Source organism: Clostridium thermarum (genome assembly GCF_006351925.1).
Taxonomy (GTDB): domain Bacteria; phylum Bacillota; class Clostridia; order Clostridiales; family Clostridiaceae; genus Clostridium_AU; species Clostridium_AU thermarum.
Map to the genome: position 1 here is coordinate 3,503,025 of NZ_CP040924.1, position 19,249 is coordinate 3,522,273.

At 37.1% G+C, this 19,249-nt stretch carries 19 protein-coding genes; 8 read left to right on the plus strand and 11 right to left on the minus strand.

What is annotated here, in order from left to right; translation table 11 throughout:
- Window positions 1-33: 33 nt before the first annotated feature.
- A complete protein-coding gene (locus FHY60_RS16155) occupies window positions 34-1,932 on the minus strand; it encodes a type I glutamate--ammonia ligase (protein WP_139905990.1) in 1,899 nt (632 codons plus the stop codon).
- Window positions 1,933-2,180: 248 nt separating this feature from the next.
- Window positions 2,181-4,274 (minus strand): glutamine synthetase III family protein, encoded by a 2,094-nt coding sequence (locus FHY60_RS16160; protein WP_139905991.1) that lies wholly within the window; start codon window positions 4,272-4,274, stop codon window positions 2,181-2,183.
- 332 nt (window positions 4,275-4,606) lie between these two features.
- Here FHY60_RS16160 and murI point away from each other — a divergent pair, with 332 nt between their 5' ends.
- The 3 genes from murI (at window position 4,607) to FHY60_RS16175 (ending at window position 6,769) form a co-directional block, all read left to right on the plus strand.
- Window positions 4,607-5,395, plus strand: coding sequence for a glutamate racemase (gene murI / locus FHY60_RS16165; protein WP_180375423.1), 789 nt, complete (start codon window positions 4,607-4,609; stop codon window positions 5,393-5,395).
- 302 nt (window positions 5,396-5,697) lie between these two features.
- Entirely contained in the window at window positions 5,698-6,000 is a 303-nt protein-coding gene (locus tag FHY60_RS16170) for an STAS-like domain-containing protein (protein ID WP_139905992.1), read from the plus strand.
- Between the two features lie 196 nt (window positions 6,001-6,196).
- Window positions 6,197-6,769, plus strand: coding sequence for a DUF1836 domain-containing protein (locus FHY60_RS16175; RefSeq protein ID WP_139905993.1), 573 nt, complete (start codon window positions 6,197-6,199; stop codon window positions 6,767-6,769).
- Window positions 6,770-6,814: 45 nt separating this feature from the next.
- Here the strand turns inward: FHY60_RS16175 and FHY60_RS16180 are convergent, their stop codons facing one another.
- Window positions 6,815-7,084: a hypothetical protein gene (locus FHY60_RS16180; protein ID WP_139905994.1), complete on the minus strand. Its 270-nt coding sequence runs from the start codon at window positions 7,082-7,084 to the stop codon at window positions 6,815-6,817.
- A gap of 182 nt (window positions 7,085-7,266) precedes the next feature.
- Here FHY60_RS16180 and FHY60_RS16185 point away from each other — a divergent pair, with 182 nt between their 5' ends.
- Complete coding sequence (locus tag FHY60_RS16185; RefSeq protein ID WP_139905995.1) at window positions 7,267-7,854, plus strand: GDSL-type esterase/lipase family protein; 588 nt, start codon at window positions 7,267-7,269, stop codon at window positions 7,852-7,854.
- A 33-nt stretch (window positions 7,855-7,887) separates the two neighbouring features.
- Here the strand turns inward: FHY60_RS16185 and FHY60_RS16190 are convergent, their stop codons facing one another.
- Window positions 7,888-8,118: a DUF1292 domain-containing protein gene (locus FHY60_RS16190; RefSeq protein WP_139905996.1), complete on the minus strand. Its 231-nt coding sequence runs from the start codon at window positions 8,116-8,118 to the stop codon at window positions 7,888-7,890.
- Between the two features lie 67 nt (window positions 8,119-8,185).
- On the minus strand, window positions 8,186-8,380 hold the full coding sequence (locus FHY60_RS16195) for an alpha/beta-type small acid-soluble spore protein (RefSeq protein WP_139905997.1): 195 nt from the start codon (window positions 8,378-8,380) through the stop codon (window positions 8,186-8,188).
- Between the two features lie 280 nt (window positions 8,381-8,660).
- Between FHY60_RS16195 and FHY60_RS16200 the strand changes: the two genes are divergently transcribed.
- A complete protein-coding gene (locus FHY60_RS16200; protein WP_243122167.1) occupies window positions 8,661-9,305 on the plus strand; it encodes a 4Fe-4S binding protein in 645 nt (214 codons plus the stop codon).
- Between the two features lie 41 nt (window positions 9,306-9,346).
- Here the strand turns inward: FHY60_RS16200 and FHY60_RS16205 are convergent, their stop codons facing one another.
- Window positions 9,347-10,477 carry an aldo/keto reductase gene (locus FHY60_RS16205; protein WP_139905998.1) on the minus strand — a complete coding sequence of 377 codons (1,131 nt, stop codon included), beginning with the start codon at window positions 10,475-10,477 and terminating at the stop codon, window positions 9,347-9,349.
- Window positions 10,478-10,510: 33 nt separating this feature from the next.
- Complete coding sequence (gene dcd / locus FHY60_RS16210; protein WP_139905999.1) at window positions 10,511-11,029, minus strand: dCTP deaminase; 519 nt, start codon at window positions 11,027-11,029, stop codon at window positions 10,511-10,513.
- Window positions 11,030-11,192: 163 nt separating this feature from the next.
- On the opposite strand from dcd, the gene FHY60_RS16215 reads away from it, so the two are divergent.
- Window positions 11,193-12,473 carry an FAD-dependent oxidoreductase gene (locus tag FHY60_RS16215; RefSeq protein WP_139906000.1) on the plus strand — a complete coding sequence of 427 codons (1,281 nt, stop codon included), beginning with the start codon at window positions 11,193-11,195 and terminating at the stop codon, window positions 12,471-12,473.
- Window positions 12,474-12,538: 65 nt separating this feature from the next.
- Here the strand turns inward: FHY60_RS16215 and FHY60_RS16220 are convergent, their stop codons facing one another.
- From FHY60_RS16220 to namA, 4 genes are all read right to left on the minus strand, one after another.
- On the minus strand, window positions 12,539-14,323 hold the full coding sequence (locus tag FHY60_RS16220) for a M3 family oligoendopeptidase (protein WP_139906001.1): 1,785 nt from the start codon (window positions 14,321-14,323) through the stop codon (window positions 12,539-12,541).
- Between the two features lie 120 nt (window positions 14,324-14,443).
- Entirely contained in the window at window positions 14,444-15,325 is an 882-nt protein-coding gene (locus tag FHY60_RS16225; protein ID WP_139906002.1) for an SDR family oxidoreductase, read from the minus strand.
- Between the two features lie 72 nt (window positions 15,326-15,397).
- Window positions 15,398-15,859 carry a methylated-DNA--[protein]-cysteine S-methyltransferase gene (locus FHY60_RS16230; RefSeq protein ID WP_139906003.1) on the minus strand — a complete coding sequence of 154 codons (462 nt, stop codon included), beginning with the start codon at window positions 15,857-15,859 and terminating at the stop codon, window positions 15,398-15,400.
- A 4-nt stretch (window positions 15,860-15,863) separates the two neighbouring features.
- A complete protein-coding gene (gene namA / locus FHY60_RS16235) occupies window positions 15,864-16,886 on the minus strand; it encodes an NADPH dehydrogenase NamA (protein WP_139906004.1) in 1,023 nt (340 codons plus the stop codon).
- 155 nt (window positions 16,887-17,041) lie between these two features.
- On the opposite strand from namA, the gene FHY60_RS16240 reads away from it, so the two are divergent.
- Both FHY60_RS16240 and FHY60_RS16245 read left to right on the plus strand, forming a co-directional pair.
- Window positions 17,042-17,731, plus strand: coding sequence for a response regulator transcription factor (locus tag FHY60_RS16240; RefSeq protein WP_139906005.1), 690 nt, complete (start codon window positions 17,042-17,044; stop codon window positions 17,729-17,731).
- Window positions 17,724-19,193 carry a sensor histidine kinase gene (locus tag FHY60_RS16245; protein WP_139906006.1) on the plus strand — a complete coding sequence of 490 codons (1,470 nt, stop codon included), beginning with the start codon at window positions 17,724-17,726 and terminating at the stop codon, window positions 19,191-19,193. Before FHY60_RS16240 ends, FHY60_RS16245 begins: the two co-directional genes overlap by 8 nt.
- Window positions 19,194-19,249 lie beyond the last annotated feature (56 nt).

Here is a 19,249-nt window from a genome sequence, read left to right on the forward strand (position 1 = left end):
GATGTTTGATTGCTAATGCTACAGCCCCTGCTTTTATATATCTAACAAATTCTTTTTATAGGCTGAGTATATTTCTCTTAATACCTTCATCTTCATGTCCATCTCTATCTGAAGCTGAGACACCTTTTCATAGTCTCCTGCTATTGAAGCTTCTTTTATTCTTGTAAACAAGCTCTTATTAGTGTAGGTATCCTTCATTAGATATATTCTAAGATCATTTATGGTCATCCAGTTCGAAATATCCAAGTCCAAGGCCTTTTCTGGACAGTGAAGCATTTTACAGGCTCTTATTTCATCAATATAATTATGGATGATTCTGTTGTTAATTTCAGTAATCCATCTCTTTTCAACGGCTAACCTGTAGCTCTTTATCAACAGGTCATTTAATACTCCGCCCTGTTTTAATATCCCTGCCTTTTCCGGATACTTATCAAAGGCTATCAGGTTCTCATACAAGGTTGCCGGAGCCTTTCCAAAGTATGCATCTCTCTCATCCTCAGAATAGTCTTCAAATACATCCTCTTCAGACCTGTAAGCCCTATCCTTTTCCAAGTAGTCAGCGGGTTCTCCAGGCTTTTTGGAAAGTTCAGCAAGCAGCTCATCCTCAGTCTTGTCGTTGGTCAAGGCATATTTTATACCATCTATCATTGCCAGGTAAAGAGCAGCAAGGCAAAGGTAGGTGTTTGTATGCGGATTTGGTGCTCTTAGCTCAAATCTTGTAGCATAGGGATTAGCCATATCTCTGATAAGTCCCATAAGTATGGTTCTGTTTCTTGAAGGTTCTTCTATAGTATGGCCCAGTGAAGTTACAATGCAAACAGGAGCCTCAAAGCCAGGTTTCAATCTTCTTAGGGCATCGTTGGTTGCAGATACAAAAGGATTTATAACCTCATAGTTCTTCAACACTCCCATTACTGAAGCATAGCCGAATATGCTCAAAAAGTGTTTCTTAGTTGCTGTAAACAGATTTATCATCTTTCCGTTCTTTAACTTTATGGCCATCCCAACATGTGTATGCTTACCACTACCTGCTACCCCATCAATAGGTTTAGCCATAAAGGTAACATCCAAGCCATTTCTTCTGAAAACTTCCTTAACCATGGTTCTTACCAATAAGTCATTGTCAGCAGCCTGGATAGCATCTGAGTACTTCCAATCTATTTCTAGCTGCTCCATGATATGAGTAAGACTTCCGGTTTCAGTAAGCTTGGATTTTACTCCTCCAACTTCTTTATGTCCCATCTCAGGTTCTAAACCGTACCTGCCCATAAGATCCAGACATTGCTCCAAAGCAGTTCTAACGCTGCCCTTTGTCCTCTTCCAGTATTGCTCCTGTAAAACCTGTGATGTAGACAGAGCTTCCAGCTCCGCTTCATCATTAGGAGTCTTAACCCAAAACTCCAATTCCGTTGCAGATGTCGCAACCACCTTTTCTATGTCATCAACAGTAATTCCATAATCCTCTAAAGCCTTTGGATGTGCTTTTAGCAGTTCAAACAGTGTTTTCTCAAAATACTCTATGGAACTTTTTAAAATATGCCTTGAATCCACAGCCTTACCTTCATGGAATAAAAAGCATGGAATTCTAAGGGTTCCAACAGGTCTTCCAGTCTCTTCATCTATATTTTCATAATTATAATCTACAAACCAATTTGCATTTGGATCAGCCACCATATCCAGCTTAGCATTGTTAATAGTAGCTATGCCCGGTAAGACTACTGATGAGCCGTCTGTTTGGATAGCTCCTTTAAAAAAGGTTTCTATATCTTCTAAAAATAACTTTACCGGAATCTTTTCGTCCGTATCGTTACCGGATAAATCTATGCCTACCAAAGATACAAATTTAATTTCAGGATGCATTCCTAAAATAGTTTTTATGTCTCCCTCAGAATGCTTTTCCTTAGGTATGGTAAAAAGTAAATCCTTCAACATTCTAATACCCCCATATTTATATCATTTTAACGCCCTATCAAAGATTAATTATATACAGAATAGCAGATATAATTATTGATTTCAAATTTCAAATTTTTACTTTTATTTGTTTGTCATTTGTAATCGTTTTGTTTTATTATTATAATTTATGTATACCTTTAAACTTAGGACATATTTGTTAATTTTATACCTTGACAAAAAAACCTGGCTTGCGCCAGGTTTTTTATTTTCCCCTTTTAATAAATGCACTATATATTAAATAATATATCCCCGTAAGTTGGGAATGGCCAAACTTCCTTATCTACTATAGTTTCTAGCTTGTCCGCATCACTTCTTAAGTTATTCATCTTCTCAAACACATCAAATCTGCAGAAGGCAGCCTGTTCATAGGTATCCCCGTGCAATGATGAAGCTTTATCTACTGATGTCTCCAGCTCCTTAATCTTATTCTTTAAGGAAGCTGTCAGTGAAGAAACTTCTACAAGAAGCTCGCTCTGCGCTGTTATATCTGCTTCCACACCTGTGCTCTTTATTGTATTTATAGAACCTGCAAGACTGGTAGCAAACTTGATAACTGCAGGCAATATCTGCTTCTTAGCCATATCAAGCATGGTTAGAGCCTCTATATTGATTGTCTTTATATAATGTTCCAAGGAAATTTCATACCTGGACTTCATTTCAACCCTGCTTAATACACCGTGCTTCTCCATAACTTCAAGATTTTTCTCAGCAACTAAAGCCTTTATAGATTCAACAGTAGTTCTTATATTCGGAAGGCCTCTTCTTTCAGCCTCTTGAACCCATTCTTCTGAATATCCATTGCCATTGAATACTACTTTCTTGTGTTCTTTAACTATTTCGAACAGAATTTTATCTATTTCTGTTTCTACATCCTCTGCCTTTTCTAGTCTATCCGCAATACCACTTAAAACCTCTGCAACTATTGTGTTTAGTGTAAAGTTTGGAGCAGCTATGGATGCAGATGAAGGTACCATTCTGAATTCAAACTTATTACCTGTAAAGGCAAAGGGTGAAGTTCTGTTTCTATCTGTAGTATCTTTAGGAAGTGCAGGTAAGGTAGTAACACCTATTTCCATCAAGTCTGATACTTTTGAGCTGGTTACTCCTCCCTTTTCAATCTGGTCTAGTATGTCCTGCAGCTGATCTCCTACGAATATAGAAATTATTGCCGGTGGTGCTTCATTAGCTCCCAATCTGTGGTCATTTCCTGGGTTTGCAGCCGCTACTCTCAGCAGGTCGGAATAATCGTCCACTGCCTTGATTACCGCGCAAAGGAATAATAAAAATTGTTTATTTTCATGAGGGGTCTTTCCCGGATCTAGAAGGTTAACTCCCTCATCAGTACTCATAGACCAGTTGTTGTGCTTACCGGATCCATTTATACCTGCGAAGGGTTTTTCATGTAGCAAGCAAACAAGTCCATGTCTTAGGGCTACTTTCTTCATAATTTCCATTGTAAGCTGGTTATGATCCGTTGCAATGTTTGTTGTATTAAATATCGGTGCTAGCTCATGCTGTGCCGGAGCAACTTCATTGTGCTTAGTCTTTGCGGATATTCCTAACTTCCAAAGCTCCTCATCTAGCTCTTTCATGAATTCGGATACTCTTTCTTTTATGCTTCCAAAGTAATGGTCTTCCAATTCCTGTCCCTTAGGAGCCTTAGCACCAAACAAGGTTCTTCCAGTGAATATTAAATCCTTACGGCTGTCGTACATTTTCTTATCTATTATAAAGTATTCCTGTTCCGGTCCCACTGTAGTTATAACTCTATTTGCTGTAGTGTTACCTAATGCTCTCAACACACGTATTGCCTGCTTTGAAAGAGCTTCCATAGAACGGAGCAGCGGTGTTTTCTTGTCCAACGCTTCACCGGTATAGGAACAGAAGGCTGTAGGAATACATAGTGAACCGTCCTTGATAAATGCCGGTGAGGTACAATCCCAAGCAGTATATCCTCTTGCTTCAAAAGTGGCTCTTAATCCACCGGAAGGGAAGGAAGAAGCATCCGGTTCTCCTTTTATCAATTCTTTACCGGAAAACTCCATAATAACTTTACCATCTGCCGTGGGTGATATAAAAGAATCATGCTTTTCTGCTGTTATATTCGTCATTGGCTGAAACCAGTGGGTAAAATGGGTAGCCCCTTTTTCTATAGCCCAGTCTTTCATTGCCCCGGCTACAACCTCTGCAACTGAAGGATCCAGAGTGGTTCCTTCATCTATAGTCTTTCTTAAAGCCTTATAAACAGCCTTTGGTAGTCTCTCTCTCATTACCGAATCATTAAACACATTTGAACCAAAAATTTCATTAAGCTTACTCATGTCACATCCCCCTAAAATTTGAATTTAATATTGCCAACAATTCATTGTTATTTAATAAAACAATCTGTTTAATGTTATTATAATTGCCATAATCTTTAATGAATAAAAACAAAGACTATTTTTTGCAAATTTCCTGTTTGCGATTTGTAATCGTTACACTGTGATAAAGCATTATTGAAAACCTATACTTTTATAATGTATATTATCAACTTAGCAGTAGCGTTTTTCTTGAGAGCAACATCATAACCATATTTCAGTATGAAGTTGTTTCCTCATATTAACTTGTGCTAAAATAAACTTATCCTATGATGCATAGTACGTGGAGTGATAGTATGAACAATTTTATAAATATCAATAAGGATGCCCCCATTGGCTTTTTTGATTCCGGAGTGGGTGGCTTAAGTGTGCTAAAAGAGGCAATAAAGCTCTTACCCAGAGAAAACTTTATATATTTTGGAGATTCTAAAAACGCTCCTTATGGTTCAAAAACTGTGGAAGAAGTTAGAAAACTTTCCTTTGCAGCTGCTGATTTCCTGTTAGGGAAAGGGGTAAAAGCATTGGTGGTTGCCTGCAACACAGCTACCAGCGCAGCCATTGAAGATTTGCGTGAGACTTATCCGCAGATAACTATTATAGGAATAGAACCTGCCCTAAAACCGGCAGTGGAGCTAGGCAGGAAGGGTAAAATTCTTATCATGGCCACACCGGTAACCTTGGCAGAGAGTAAATTTAATAACTTAATGAAATCTTTTGAAAAGACTTCAGAAATAGTCCCCGTGCCTTGTCCTGGCCTGGCAGAATTAATTGAAACCGGTAAGGTAGAAGGTAAAGAAGTTGAGGTTTTTCTAAAAGACAAGTTACATCAATATATGGGTATCAACATAGCTTCTATAGTTTTAGGTTGCACTCATTATCCATTTATTAAAAAGGAATTAGTCTCTATTTTTGGCAGTACCGTTCCCATCATTGACGGCAGCTGTGGAACAGCCAAACATCTTCGCCGCATGTTACTGCAAAACGATCTGATGAGCGCGCGTACAGAAAGTGGTAGTGTCCAGATTTTCAACTCCTTAGACTCACAAAAAATCATTGATTTGAGTTATAGGTTGTTAAATCTATAACAATTTCTATAAATATAATTTTGTATTTTTTTATTTTAATAAGCTTTACATTAATAGTTTCTAATTTTTCTTGCAGCTGTTACATATTTGTTCGGCATAAAAACTCTAGTTATAATAAGGCAAAATCATAATACAGGAAATCTGTTTTAGTTCTGGTTAAAAAACTGTATTAATACAGATGCCCTGTATTATATTTTTTTCAAAACACTTTGTTAAATGCTTGACAATCTTCTGTGTTCTTGGTATATTATATATAGGATAAATTGTACGAAAATTAAATTTATTCAAGGGAGTGAATTAATATGGAAGTGATTAAAGTTACTGATATAATAGGAACAAGCCTCAAAAAGGAAGATGCAATACTGCTTAGAGGATGTATAGATGAATGTCTTAAAAGCAGAGTTGTATTGGATTTTGCTGGAATATTCAGAGTGCCTTCCACCTTCTTATGCTGTTTATTGACAGATTTAATAAACAAGCATGGCAGAGACTTTATTGCTTCCCATATAAAGGTAAGAAATCTTTCAAATATAACCGATTATTATAGAGTTTTGTTAGGAACAGCCTTCCTAGAAGATGTTACTTTGAGTACAATAAGCGGTTAATTTATCATATAGAAGTTTCTCATTTTATGTTTTATTCCCAAAAGAGGCCTTAGGTATTTATCATCCTAAGGCTTCTTTTTTGACCTATACCCTTTGTCTAACAAAACTTAGCATAATACATTGATTTTTCTTTCTTTTTTATGGATAATAATATTGAAGCTAACTAATATAGTATTTTTACGGAGGTTATTAAAATATGGAATACTCCCTTGAAAACATAGAGGCACTATTGTCTTCTATGAAGAATAGTGATGAAATAAAGAGCACTGATATTCCCTGCATAGACTTATATATGGACCAGGTCACAACCTTGTTCGACGATAAACTTTCTTCACAAAAAAGAAATGACGAGGATGCTGTTCTTACAAAGACAATGATAAATAATTACGCCAAAGCAAAAATACTGCCGCCAATTAAAAATAAAAGATACAACAAGCAGCAAATTATGCTTCTTGTACTTATATATAATTTAAAGCAAATTCTATCTCTTGAAGATATAAAGGCAATCTTTGATCCAATACTAATTAAGCTCTCTGCAAATCCAAATGATGCAGACTTTTTGCATGATATTTACGAGCAGTTCTTGGATGAAAAAGGCAAGCAAGCAAATAATCTGATTGATAATTTTATTAATGAGCTTGTAACTTCCGAGTCCGAAGTTAATCAGATGGACTTATTGATGAAGGTTCTTCTTTTAATCAGCAGTGCCACCATCCAAAAAAGAATGGCCGAAAAGATAATTGATACATATTTTAAAAATGAAAAATAAAAAGCTGAAAGACCTAATTTCTCATGGAAATTAGGTCTTATATTATTATAGAGCTATAACATCTCCATGTAATATCTCGTACCTGTACATGTCACTATTTATAAAGGGATTGTTTTTCGCAATAAAATCAGCTTCAAACATATCATTTGCTCTAAAAATCATAGTTCCGCCATTTTTGTTCAGCGTTCCGGCACAGCATAAAAACTTTGCAGCCGTTGAATTAACTGTGTTTACGGCAATATTCTTCTCCCGTGCGGTTTCCTTTTTTAAATTCTTATAATTGATTTTAACAAATAAACCATTTTTCTTGGTCATGTTTTTCACCTTCCATCCCTTAGTATTTATAGTTTATCGAACATTCGTTCTGATGTCAATAAATTTATCATTTTTTATTAAATTTTATGTGTCAATATTTTAAATTATGCCTAAACTCTATATAATATTGGTAATTAATTGAGCACTTCACATTTTAAAAGTTTAATTCGGAAGGTGATTTTATGAAAGCAGTTTGCATCGGTGATAGTTTAACCCATGGTTATGGAGTACCTGCTTCCTGCTGCTGGGTTAATTTGCTTCAAGAAAATTCTCAGCTTAAAATAGTTAATAAGGGATTAAATGGTGATTACACAGCCTCTCTTTTATGCCGTTCTTATAGAGATGTCATTTCCTTACATCCCAATTACACTGTAATTATGGCAGGTACTAATGATTTCCTTATGGGTAGCTCAGTCTATAATGTTTTTGATAATCTCAGCCTGCTCTGCAAGGATGTTATAGAAAATTCAATAGTACCAATTATTATGAATCCTCCCTACATTGATGAAGATATGGCCAAGGAACGTTGGGCTGATGAAATTGATTATGTAGAGGTAAATCGTAAAACAGAGCTATTAGGCCAGCGATTAAAGGAATTCTCATACGAAAAGTCAATAAGCTTTATTGATTTATATAAGATTTTTAAGAACATCTCCACTGAAGCCCGTGATTATTATATTGACGGAATTCATTTAAACAAAAGGGGACATTTAATAATTTATAATGAATTGATGAAGCAAAAGGTTTTTGAAGAAAATAAAAAGAAATAAACCTTTTACAGATTTATTTCTTTTTTATATTACCTATTGGTTATTTAGTTCATTAAACTTTTTTAATACCATATTAAATTCTTTACCTTCTCCTACTGACTCATATTCCTCATAGTTACCATTTATTGTAACCCTATAGGCATAGGCCTTATCTGAATCTTCCGGAGCTACTATAACATAATGCTTACCTTCTATATCAAATCGCTCCAATACTTCAAGCTTCTCTTTTTTCCCATTATCCATAGTAACAGTAATGAAACTCATGGGATATCCCTCCCACCATATTTTTTACATTAAAGAGGGAACTTAATGTTCCCTCAGATTATTATATTTATAGTTTGCTTTCGTATTCCTGAACCATTCTTTTAACCATTTCTCCGCCAACATATCCGTTCTGTCTTGATGTCAATTCGCCCTTGTCGATGCTATCATAATTAGAGATACCGAGTTCACTAGCTATTTCCAACTTAAATCTGTTTAGTCCTGCTTTTGCTGCTGGTACCAAAACTCTATTGCTTCTTGCCATTCTCGATTCCTCCCTTATAATTGTTTTTGCAAACCTTAATTTCTGTTTGCACTATTATTGTGTGCAAAAATCCACGGCATAAACTATGTAATTTAGGCCAAGCAATCTATATCTTATCTAGAATGTCTATACTTATGAACTTTTTCATTTTTTTCATATGTCTTTTTTGGCATGATATTTTTATTTGTAAACCTATGGCAAATATAACAAAGTATATAATTTTTAATAATTTAATTATTCCTGTAATATAAATTATTATAAGGAAAGAAGGCTGGTACCCATGAATATTATGATTTTTCTTTGGAAGAAATGTTCTTTTATATTTTTAATTGCTTTATTTGTTTTTGGTTTCTTTAACTCAAAATTGTCCTTGATCGGTGCACTATGTATGATTTTACCCTTAGTAATCTCTATTTTTAGAGGCAGATACTGGTGCGGCAATTTATGTCCCCGGGGCAGCTTATATGATAACCTCCTATTTGCTTTCAGCAATCATAAACAAGTACCTAGAGTTTTAAAGTCTGAAATTATTCGATATACTATTGTAGTAATTATGCTCTCAACCTTCTTCAAAGGAATCCTATCGAGCAAGGGCGATTTATTTAAAATCGGCATGGTTTTTTACAAAATAATAGGCATCACTACCCTAATAGGTATCCTATTAACGCTTTTATATAACGAAAGAGCCTGGTGTAATATTTGTCCTATGGGAACCCTATCCAATTTGATAAGCCAGCTTAATGATAATCGAAAGCTGCTTAATGTTGGCACGAACTGTATTTCCTGCAGGATTTGTTCAAAGAAATGTCCTATGGGAGTAGCTCCTTACACACATAAAGGTAAGGGCATTGATAATCCTGATTGCATTCAATGCGGCCGCTGCCGAAAAGCTTGTCCCCAAAAATGTATTACATATAAAAAGTAGGTTTTGGAGTATGGTCAATGCCATATCCAAAACCTATTTGTTTATGCTCTTCCTAATTCTCTATGCAATTCCTTTAGATATGCTCTAATGCTTAAGTGTTGTGGACATACTTTTTCACATTTTCCGCACTCAGCACAAGCAGAAGCCTTTTCTGTTTCTTTTCTTCCATTATAGTATTTGCTGCAGTTATCCCAATTGTCATAGATTGCTGCCTCATTGTAAGTAGCAAAGTTTCCAGGTATGTCTACTCCAAAAGGACAAGGCATACAGTATCTGCAGGCTGTACAGTTTACTCTTGTAAGCCTCTTATACTGATCCCTTACTTCTCCTACCAGTGCTAATTCCTCTGCAGTCATGGCTGCCGGTAGAGCTGTTTCAGCAGTTCTCATGTTTTCTTCTACCATCTCCATTGAATTCATACCACTTAATACTAAGGAAATCTCTGGACGGTTCCACAGCCATCTTAGAGCCCATTCTGCAGGAGTTCTCTTTATCTCTGCTTTATCCCATATTTCTTGAACAACCTTTGGTGGAGTCTTAGCTAACTTTCCTCCAAGAAGGGGCTCCATTATGATTACAGCCAGGCCCTTTGATGCAGCATATTCCAAGCCTTCTGTTCCCGCTTGATTATATTCATCCATATAATTATACTGGATCTGGCAGAAATCCCAATCATAATCATCCACAATTTGCTTAAAAGCAGCAACATCATCATGGAAAGAAAAACCTGCATGCTTGATCTTACCGTTTTTTAAGGCTTTATCAAGAAATTCTCTGGCTCCCAATTCCTTTATTTTATTCCAGCGGTTTTTATCCAGAGCATGTAATAGATAAAAATCTATATGGTCAGTCTCTAATCTGGCTAACTGCTCATCTAGGTACTTTTCAAAGTCCTCATATTTATTTACCAGCCATACCGGATTTTTATCGGCTATATACACTTTTTCTCTATAACCATCCTTCAAGGCTTTAGCTAGTAATCCTTCACTTTTTCCGCCATGATATACATAGGCAGTGTCTAAGTAATTTATTCCCTTATCAATAGCGTACCTGAGCTGTTTTACAGCCTCTTCTTCATTTATTTCCCCATTTTCAAGCACTGGGAATCTCATGCAGCCAAACCCCAAAGCAGATACCTTCACTCCAGTTTTCCCAAACTCCCTGTATTGCATATTCAATCTCCATCTCCCTTTTCTATATTATTTTTATTCAAAGTCTTTATATAAAAAACTAGGCTGTACTCCTGTATTATCTTGGTACTTACCACTGTTATACTTATCATAATCCCCTTCTATGGTATGATAATATATTTGGCATATTTCCACATTGGGATATATCCTTATGGGTTGTACACAGAATATCTCTAAAGTCCAAAATCCCTTAAAACCCACATCACCAAAACCAGCTGTTACATGAATAAACAATCCTAAACGACCCACAGAGGAACGACCTTCCAGCATAGGAACGTACTTGTCTGTAGCGGTATATTCAACTGTTCTTCCTAAATAGAGTTTTCCCGGTTCCAACAAAAGCCCTTCTTCAGGAATAAGTATTCTTTTATATCTATTAGGCTTCTTCATGTCTAAAACGTCTTCGTCATAAACAAGTAATTCATTATGAAGTCTCAAATTATAACTGTTAGGATTCAGTTGTTTTTCGTTATATGGCTCAATAATAATATTACTGCCAAGATTTTTTGCAATCTCCCTACCTGAAAGTATCATTGATATCCCTCCTTCTTTAGTACTGCATAATAAAAATTATACGTCAATAAACCGTGGAAAAACAATGGACAAATTAATAAAATTCTTTGGGTTTTAATGTAATTTTTTTCCCCATTTTTAATATGCTATATTGAATGCCTATTTTTTAGCAGGAGGATAGTTTATGAAAGTTGTTATTATTGGTGGTGGATGGGCAGGTTGCGCTGCAGCGGTTACTGCCAAAAAAGCCGGTGCTGATGTTGAAATATATGAAAGAACAGATTTACTGCTTGGTGTAGGAAACGTTGGCGGCATTATGAGAAACAACGGAAGATATACCGCTGCTGAGGAGTTAATAAACCTTGGTGCCGGTGACCTTATCAAAATAACAGATAGCTGTGCCCGCCATAAAAATATAGACTTCCCCGGACATAAACATGCTTGGCTCTGCGATGTAGGGAAAATAGAAGTTGCTGTGAGAAAATATTTATTGGCTATGGGGGTAAAAATCAACTTTACTTCCAGAGTTGCAAATATAAAAAAGGAAGGCAATAAAATTACAGGACTATATCTCTCAAACTGGGACTTTATTGAAGGAGATGTATTTATTGAAGCAACAGGCTCCACCGGGGCTATGGACAATTGTTCAAAATACGGCAACGGCTGTGTAATGTGCGTGTTAAGATGTCCAACCTTTGGGGGAAGAGTTAGCATCACTGCCAAAGCCGGAATACAAGATATAAAGGGTGAAAGGGAAGATGGTACACCCGGTGCCTTCAGCGGTTCCTGTGAGATCCCAAGGGACTGTCTATCTGAGGATCTTTTAAAAGAACTGGATGAGAAAGGGGCGGTGGTCTTACAGGTTCCTAAAGAAGATGTAAATCTTGATAAGTTAGATTTAAAGGTCTGCCAGCAATATGCCTTACCACAATTTGCTGAAAATCTTGTACTGTTGGATACAGGCCACATAAAAGTCATGTCTCCGTTCTATTCAATTGAAAAGCTTCGAAAACTGCCTGGCCTTGAAAACGCCAGGTATATGGACCCATACTCCGGTGGCAAGGGTAACTCAGTAAGGTATCTCTCTGCTGCTCCCAGAACTGATGACATGAAGGTCATTGGACTGGATAATCTTTTCTGTGCCGGTGAAAAATCCGGATTTTTTATCGGTCATACGGAAGCAATGTGCACAGGAAGCTTAGCGGGCCACAATGCCGTAAGATATGCTCTTGGTATGCCCCTGTTAGTTCTCCCTCAAGAGACAGTCATAGGGGATATAATCTACTACTCCAATTACAGACTATCCACCCCGGATGGTAAAAAGGTACGTCATACCTTCTCCGGAGCCGAGTATTTTGAGAGAATGAAAGAAAAAGGCCTGTATAGTGTTGATAATGAAGATATTAGGCTGCGAATCAAAAAGCTTGGCTTAACCAATGTATTTGCTAAACCACTAATCAATTAAGGAAATCCGGCAAAGCCGGATTTCCTCCTTATAAATATAAAAGGGAAACTGTGGCCTCCCTCATATTACTTAACTTTGTCTTTGCTTAATTCCAAGAACTTTTCAATGTCTTCCTCTATTGTCTTTAAAGAGCTTCGCCAGAAGTCTACGTTGTGAACATCTATACCCATCAGCTTGGTAACATCTGCAATCTTGTTCTTTCCTGTTACACTTAGAAGCTTATCATAATCTGCTGCAAATTCTTTACCTCTCTTTAGGTATTCAGCGTAAAGCCCCTTTGCAAATAATAGACCAAAGGCATAAGGGAAATTGTAGAAGTTAGAGGATGCATAGTAATAGTGTGGTTTTGGTACCCACATGTATGGGTGAAGGAATTCAGGATCCAATCCTTCTCCATAAGCTTCCTTTTGAGCATGTACCATTATATCATTTAGTTCTTTTGCAGTTAAGGAACTCTCTTTTCTTCTTTCAAAGACTTCACTTTCAAAAATGAACCTGCTATATATATCAACAATTACCTGTCCACAATCGCTTATTTCCTGTTCAAGAATGAAGAAGGCTTCTTCCTTAGATGCATTCTTTACAGCAGCCTTTTTAACTATAGTTTCACAGAAGGTTGAAGCAGTTTCAGCAATAGGCATTGGATAATCGCTGTTTAATATCTTTTCCTGCATCAGACATTCGCCATGATAGCCATGACCCAACTCATGAGCCATAGTAACTACATCGCTGAAAGTGCCTCCATAGTTAAGCATTATTCTGCTTTCACCGATGGCATGTATATTAGAGCAGAAGGCTCCTCCTACCTTTCCTTCTTTTGGCTTAACATCTATCCAGCTGTTGTCCATAGCCTTTTGGGCGAAGTCTGCCAACCTGTCGCTGAAGGTTCTGAAATTGTCCACTACAAACTTCTTTCCTTCTTCATAAGGGAAAGGCATATCTACGTCCCCAACAGGAGCAAACAGATCATAGAAAGGAAGGCCATTTTTGCTGCCCATTAACTCTCCTTTTCTTCTATAATATTTTCTGAAGGCAGGGAGACTTTCTCTCATTGCAGTAAGCATGGCATCAAGGGTTTCCTTATCCATTCTTGATTTGGATAGTGTTTCATGCAGCGGAGATTCAAAGCCTCTCATATCACACACTGTGATAACCTCTCCTTTTATCCCATTAAGGCTTGCCGCAACAGAATCCTGAATTTTGTTATAGGCTGCCAATTCAGCTTCATAGGCTTTCTTTCTAAGCTCTCTGTCTTTTTCATAAGCCATATTCCTTATAACAGTAAGCGGTAGCTGCTTCTTTTCTCCATCAAGTTCTATGTCTACCTTTAATGTAGAAGTCAATAAATCCTTTAGCTTTGACCAAGCATTTGAACCGGTGTTTCTCATCTTCGCAATAACTGCTTCTTCACTGTCACTTAATAAGTACTTGCTCTTTTCTACAATCTCCATAAGGTGGAAGCTGTGTTCAGCCAATATAGTCGAAGCAGCAATGAGCTTATCCATATCCGGTACTCCTCCTATCCATCTCTGAAGCTTAGCCTGATGCTCTGCAGTAGATGCAGACTTAACCTGCAGTATTTCTGAATATTTAAGTGCTTTATCGTTCTTTGTATCAACACTTAAGGTAAGTTCAGCAAAGTTATATAGCTTGCTGATTAACTTAGCTCCTCTGCTTTCTATTTCAATGTATTGCTCTAATTTTTTTTCTGCGTCCTCATAGTTGGTAGTTGTAGCATCTACCCAATTTTTATATTCTTCAATATATGTATCGAAGCCTTCCATATCTCTTTTAAATTCTTCACTGTCAAAAGATGGATACAACTCCTTCAAACTCCAAGTATAATCCATTTTTTATACCTCCTTATTATAAAATCACAATATATTTGCTTAGTGTTAAATTAAATTATACACTATTTTATTATTAGATAACATATTTTTATTAAAAAATGCTATCCAAAAAGGATAGCATTAACTGTTAACTATTACTCCACCATTTACATGGATTGTCTGTCCTGTAATATAAGATGCATCATTGGAAGCCAGGAATACATAGGCTGCTGCCAGTTCCACCGGTTGACCTGCTCTTGCCATTGGAGTGTCGCTGCCAAACTTTGCAACATCCTGTTCATTGAAAGAGGCTGGTATTAAAGGTGTCCATATGGGGCCTGGGGCTACTGCATTAACCCTGATATTTTTTGATGCAAGATTGGTGGACAATGATCTTGTAAAAGTAGTCAGAGCGCCCTTAGTTGCGGAATAGTCAATTAAATCCTGGCTTCCCTTGTAAGCTGTTATGGATGTTGTGTTTATTATTGAGCTGCCTGCCTTTAAATAGGGCAGTACTGCCTTGGTCAAATAAAAAGCTGAAAATACATTAGTCTTAAATGTCCTCTCTAATTGTTCTTTTGTTATATCCTCCAATTTAGTTTGGACATGCTGCTCTGCAGCATTATTTACCAGTATATCTATTTTCCCAAATTCCCCTATAACCCTATTTACCGCTTCTATGCAGAAGTTCTCGTCTCCCACATCACCAGCTATTAGCATGCACTTTCTTCCGGTCTTATCTATATGAGTTTTTGTCTGTTCAGCATCTTCATTTTCATTCAAATATATAATGGCTATATCTGCACCTTCCTTGGCAAAAGCCAGTGCAACAGCCCTTCCTATACCACTGTCTCCACCGGTTATCACAGCTATCTTATCTTTAAGCCTTCCCGGCGCAATTCCGTAATCCGGATCTTCAAATATAGGTCTTGGGTTCATATTCTTTTCAATTCCAGGCTGCCTATCCTGCTTTTGAGTTGGAAAGGACTTGGGATAGTTAACCCCTGGGAAGTATTCTGTCATAATAGCACCTCCGTGATTATAGAAAAATACTTAGTCGGTACTATTATTTGTTAAATGCTTTTATTTATGCTTTTATTTATACTTTTTCTCATGTTCTAAAAGCCACTCTTTTCTCCAAAGTCCCCAGGCATAACCGGTAAGCTTTCCATCAGCACCTACAACCCTGTGACAGGGTACAATAATGCTGACAGGATTCTTCCCGTTGGTAGTCCCTACTGCTCTCACAGCCTTTTCATTGCCTATTCTCTTGGCTATATCCTTATAGGATACCTTTTCTCCATAGGAAACTTTAGAAAGTTCCGTCCAGACCTTTTTTTGAAATTCAGTTCCCTTTAAAAGATAGCTCACATCAAAACTTTTCCTTTTTCCTGCAAAATACTCATCAAGTTGAGTAATGCAGTCTTTTATATGCTCAGGATAACACTCTTTGTTTTGGCCTTCTTCCGCAAAATCTATTGCGAGAATAGCCTCATCATCTCCCTTTATTCTTATATATCCGATTGGTGATTGATAATAATAAATATATTCCTTCATCCTGCTACTCCCTATATTTTCCCCGTTCATATTGAACCGGCCATTGTATTTCTGTCTTTAAATCATGAGCAGCTTTTAAGGTCCAATACGGATTTCTTAGGAGTTCTCTTCCCAAGAATATCATATCAGCCTTGCCTGCCTGAAGTACTTCCTCACATTGATCTGCTGTAGTCAAAAGTCCCCCTGCTATCACCGGTAGGCCTGTGAGGTTTTTTATAGTTTCTGCAAAGTCTACCTGGTAGCCGGGATAGGCCTTAACTGTCACATCTACAACTCCTCCGGAACTTACGTCAACCAAATCTATTCCCAGGTCTTTAACTAAGTTGACCATATCCGCTAAGTCCTCAGGATGGTTTCCTTCCTCTTCATAATCCTCTGCAGTGACCCTTACAATAAGAGGCTTACTCCAAACCTCTCTTACAGCTTCAAGCACTTCTTTTAAGAACCGTACCCTGTTCTCCTTGCTTCCGCCATACTCATCTCCCCTCTTGTTTGTCAGCGGTGACAAGAATTCATTGATAAGGTAACCATGAGCAGCATGGATTTCAATTACTTCATAGCCAGCAGTCAAAGCTCTTTCGGCTGCCTTTTTAAAAGCCTCTATTACCCTTTTTATATCTTCCTTGCTCATCTCCGTAGGGGTCTTATATTCCTCACTGAAGGCTATGGCGCTTGGTCCTATCACCGGTTCAGAGAAAACCGTGGATTTTCTTCCGGCGTGGGCAAGCTGTATGCCCGGCACTGATCCGTTATCTTTTATGGATTTTACAATCTTTCTTAGACCCTCTATATGTTCATCCTTCCATATTCCCAAATCTCTGTCACTTATCCTACCGCAGCTTTCAACGGCAGTTGCCTCTTGAATGATGAGCCCTGTTCCACCTAATGCCCTTGCGGCATAATGAATTATGTGCCAATCTTGTACCATACCATCATTGTCAGCACTGTACATACACATGGGAGCCATGACAACTCTGTTTTTTATTGTAACTCCTTTTATGCTGATCTGCTCAAAAAGCTTAGCCATTCATAATCCTCCTTATCTAAGTTTTAAATTCCAAACCCCTTGTTATTTTGATATACTTAATTATAACATATGTATTTTTTTCTAATGTTATTTTAATCTTTAGCTAAATATTTTTTAATTACACTGAGTTATCCTATAATTAAGGAGGTTTTCTTATGGCTGGTGAAAGAATATTGATAATTGAGGACGAGATAAAAATTTCAAGATTTATTGAGTTAGAGCTGAAATATGAGGGCTATATCGTAGACCAAGCTTTTGATGGCAGAACCGGGTTAGAAAAAGCTCAAAGCGGAAACTTTGATCTTGTAATATTGGATGTAATGCTGCCTTCTCTTAATGGTATGGAGGTCCTGCGCCGTCTTAGACAAACCTCTGAGGTCTCAGTAATTATGCTTACCGCCAAGGACGAAATTACTGATAAGGTTATGGGACTCGATATTGGCGCAGACGACTATATGACAAAGCCCTTTGCTATAGAGGAACTTTTAGCTAGAATAAGAGTTGCTTTAAAAAGGAAGAAATCTGTACCTCAAATCTTGCCGAATAATCAGCTTTCCATCGGCAAGCTTGTCTTGGATCAAGATAAATATACCGTAAGCTATGACGGTGAGCTTATTGAACTTACGAAAAAAGAATTTGATTTAATTAAGTATCTCATGGAAAATAAAAATTCTGTTCTTACAAGAGATAAAATATTAGAAACGGTGTGGGGTTATGACTACTATGGCGATACCAATGTGGTGGATGTATATATAAGATATTTGCGAAGCAAGATTGATGATAAGTATAATGTAAAACTCATTCATACCGTTAGAGGGGTGGGATACGTTCTAAAATATGAATAATGACTTTAACGGAAATGTAAAAAAGGTGGTCAATGGCATCCTTACCGCCTTTAAAGAAATACTATCCATCGGCCCTCACGCCATCGGCAGTGTCTTTAAGGCAATAAATAAGAGGCTCCGGTTTTCCATAACCTTTAAAACCACTGTGATCCACAGCTTTTCTCTGACTTTTATTTTATTTTTTAATACCCTTCTGATAGTGGGTGGCGTCTTATCATTACTGCTTTATCAAGACTATGTGCATATGGACAAAAATATTAAGAATATCAGTACCAAAATCATCAATAACGATAACTCAATACCGAAGGAAAGATTCTTAGAGTTAAGTAGGGATTTTGAAACTGATATATCAATCTTTGATAAAGATAAAAAGGTGAGTTTTTCTAGTTTAAGTGATATGCCTTCAACCATATTAAAGAATATAGTCAACGACATTGAAATTCAAAAACAGGACAATATATACTATTTATCTATGAGTAAGCGTATAGGCATAAGTGATGAAGTTTACTATCTTCAACTCAGTAAATCCTTAATGCCCTATATAAATATCCTTATAGTATCTGCAGCTGTAGTTGCTTCTTTGAATCTCTTAGTTATAATATCTTCTGCTGTCAAGCTATCCAGGACTACAAAGAAAATGCTGAAACCTATTGATAATATGACTAATACTGCTAAATCTATATCTATCAGTGAACTTGACAAAAGATTGGATGTAGTACAATCCCACGATGAACTAAAGGAGTTAGCAGAAACCTTCAACGAGATGCTGGACAGAATTGAGCATGCCTATGAACAGCAGAACCAGTTTGTTTCTGATGCCTCTCATGAGCTTAGGACTCCAATAGCCGTAATTCAAGGCTATGCAAACATGCTAAACCGTTGGGGTAAGGATGACAGGGCAGTGCTGGAGGAAAGTATAGCCGCCATAAACAGTGAAGCTACAAATATGAAGGAACTGGTGGAAAAGCTGCTATTCCTTGCAAGGACCGATAAAAATACTCAAAAGCTGGAGAAAGCTGAATTCTCTCTCAATGAACTAATGGATGAAATAACCCGGGAAACGAAGATGATAGACCACAAGCATAACTTCATCTGCCAGAGAAATGATGCTGTATTTATCGTTGCAGATAGGGCCCTCATCAAGCAGGCCCTGAGGATTTTTATAGACAACAGTATAAAGTACACCCCGGAACAGGGCACCATAGTGCTTAACAGTATTAATATTTATAACGGTGTAATGATAACCCTTCAGGACAACGGTATAGGTATTGCAAAAGAAGACCTTCCAAGAATTTTTGATAGATTCTACCGCTGCGATAAGGCGAGAACAAGGCAAACCGGCGGCACAGGACTGGGCTTGTCTATAGCAAAGTGGATTATTGGGAAGCATAGAGGATCCATTGAAGTGGAAAGTGCGTTAAATGTCGGTACTAAGATAATTATCTATTTACCTTATAATTAAAAGTGATACTACGTAATTTCTTTAGTGACAAGTTTAGGATAATTCAGCTCTGCTGA